The organism is Flavobacterium limnosediminis JC2902, from assembly GCF_000498535.1.
GTDB classification, from domain to species: domain Bacteria; phylum Bacteroidota; class Bacteroidia; order Flavobacteriales; family Flavobacteriaceae; genus Flavobacterium; species Flavobacterium limnosediminis.
Genome location: NZ_AVGG01000032.1, coordinates 1 through 2,458, shown reverse-complemented (window position 1 = coordinate 2,458; position 2,458 = coordinate 1). Strand labels below are relative to the sequence as shown.

At 30.0% G+C, this 2,458-nt stretch carries 3 protein-coding genes; all 3 read right to left on the bottom strand.

Going from position 1 to position 2,458, the window contains the following annotated elements:
- Positions 1-41: 41 nt before the first annotated feature.
- Entirely contained in the window at positions 42-527 is a 486-nt protein-coding gene (locus FLJC2902T_RS15185; protein ID WP_155958923.1) for a hypothetical protein, read from the bottom strand.
- A 164-nt stretch (positions 528-691) separates the two neighbouring features.
- The gene (locus tag FLJC2902T_RS15180; protein ID WP_023580686.1) at positions 692-1,213 is read right to left on the bottom strand and encodes a hypothetical protein; all 522 of its coding nucleotides are present in this window, start codon (positions 1,211-1,213) and stop codon (positions 692-694) included.
- 198 nt (positions 1,214-1,411) lie between these two features.
- Positions 1,412-2,458, bottom strand: a 1,047-nt coding sequence (locus tag FLJC2902T_RS15175; protein ID WP_211233886.1) for a leucine-rich repeat domain-containing protein, incomplete at its 5' end; no start/stop codon positions are given.

Below are 2,458 nucleotides of genomic sequence, written 5' to 3'. Positions count from 1 at the left end.
AACCCGCCATTTCTTAAAACCGCTGTTATAAGCCGTTTTTATTATTTATACTGATAGAACACAACTCGTCCTTTATTTTCTGGTTTGTCAACACGGATTAACTTTTCTTCTGGGTAAACATCTAAAATTTTTAGAGTGTCTTGACAATCTATGATTTGATTTAGTTTTTCATCTAGTTTGATTATAAATCCTACACCAATGTTTTCTCTATCAATTGTGTCTAACTCAATTTGGTATTTTTGATAAAGCTCATTTTGTCCGTATTTATATTCAGTTATCTTCTCAAGTGTTCCATTTGAGTTTAATATAAAAGCATATTCTAAATCATGAAATTTTTTATCTACAACGAATGGATGAGTAATTTCATCACTATTTGTTAACTCTTTTACATTGTCAAAATTTCCAATTGTTTTAGAACTAATGTCATGATTAAAAACAATGTATTTTGCAGTAATCATTGAATTTTCAGGTAATTTAGAACAACTTGCTATTAGTATTGATAGAGCTAAAATATTTATTGTTTTCATAAGAGGTTTCGTTTTTTCAAAATGGCTTATAACGTCCCGTGGCTTTATGAAGTTGGGGATTTTGTTCCTAAACCTTTCCATTATCACGGAAGTCAAATATATGAAATTACCTTTAACTTTTGCCCTAAAGCCCCAATTTCATAAAACCACTGTTAGCAGAAGTTTTAATTCTCTATGTTTTCAAACCAACCATTTTTTAAGAGTTTAAAATCAGAATTTTTCAGATATACATTTTTTAGACTGTCATTATATATTTTGACATATTGTTCCCTAAGTCCATCTTTGTAAGAAAATGCAATTTTATTTTTTCTGTCTATATTTATATGACCAAATTTAAATTCACGACTTAAATCTACAAACTTCTGAGCAATGATTTTACTCTTGACAGTATCTATTGCATATTTTTTTATAATTTTAGTTTGGTCTTTTTCATGTTCAATAATATCTGTAATTTCAAACACATTCTCAACATTTCCAAAAAAATCCAAATTAAACCAAATCATGTATTTGTTACTGTCAATAAATATACTTCCATGTCTATAGGCATAAAAATTATCAGGAAGAGTTTCTAAAGCTGCAATATTGACATCATACTTATCGATATGGTTTTCATCCTTACAATTACAACTAATAAAAGTCATAAAAATAAGAATCATTAATATTAGATTTTTTTTATAATCTCTCATTTACGCTGATGTTGTCGAAAATTTCTGCTAACGTCCCGCCGGCTTTCTGTCAGTGGCGGTTTTTTATTACTGACGTTTACAAATATACCGAAAAGTAGTAAAGAAAAAACTTCTTTTTAAAGAAGAAATGCAAACACTAACCATCCCAAAAAATCCTAAACCCGCCATTGCAGAAAACCGCTGTTAGGCGTTCGTTGTTTATATTTCGAGTCCATCTTTATATCCCAATTTTAGGAGTCGTTCCTTAATTTCTTTGTCAATTTTGGCTTTAGTTGTATAGAATGCAAATATGTCGAGTGATTTTGGAAACATTTGTTTGATAAATTCGTTAAAGCTTATTTCCGTCTTGTATATTCTTAGTTGATTAAGATTGCTCAATTTTTCAAGTCCTTTCAACGATTTAAAAGTCTTACAATTTATCAATTTGAAATCCTGTAAAGTTGGAATTTCTTTGTCGAAATGCAACTCTGTTAATTGTATTTGGTCTTCAATAACAAGGCTTTTTAGTTTTTTGAAGTTTGAAATGTTTTTAAAGCCATTAAATGCCCGAACTCTTATTATTTCAAGTGTCTCAATTTCATTTTCTTCAATTTCGTCTAAATTTTCACGCCCGCCCAAAACAAAATGCAACGATTTAAGTCTTTTGAGGTTGTTTACAAAGCCTAATGGAACTTTAGAAATTGAATTTAAACCAAGGTATTCCAGATTTGTTATCTTACCTACTGCGTCAATATTTTTTGTATGTCCGTTAATGATTAGATGAGTTAAGTATGTGTAATCCTCCAAATATTTAAGATTAAACGCTTTCGTCCTTGTTTCGCCCAGAATAAGTTCTTTAAGGTTTTGAAGATTATTGGATTGAAGTATTTCTATTTCTTGTAATTCAAAAACACCTAAACTTAATCGCTTTAAATTTTTTAATTCGGTCAAAACTTGAAGATTGTCAGCTTTTAATAAACAATCAAGATAAAGAGCTTTTAAGTTCGGTAGTTTTAAAAGTGCCTTGCAGTCAAATGACCCCTGATAGTGTCCGTAAAATCGAACACTGAAATTCTCGTCATACTCCAAACAAAGTTCGTTTAGGTCTGCAAGTATTTTGTCCGAATATAGATTGTCAGAGAATTGAACAATAACAAGTTTCCCATCTTTTAAATCCTTGTCGATTAAAAGGCGATCAATTTTTTCGGGATTATTAATTCGGTTCTGTTTTTTCATACAATGACGCCTAACGTCCCGCCAGCTTGC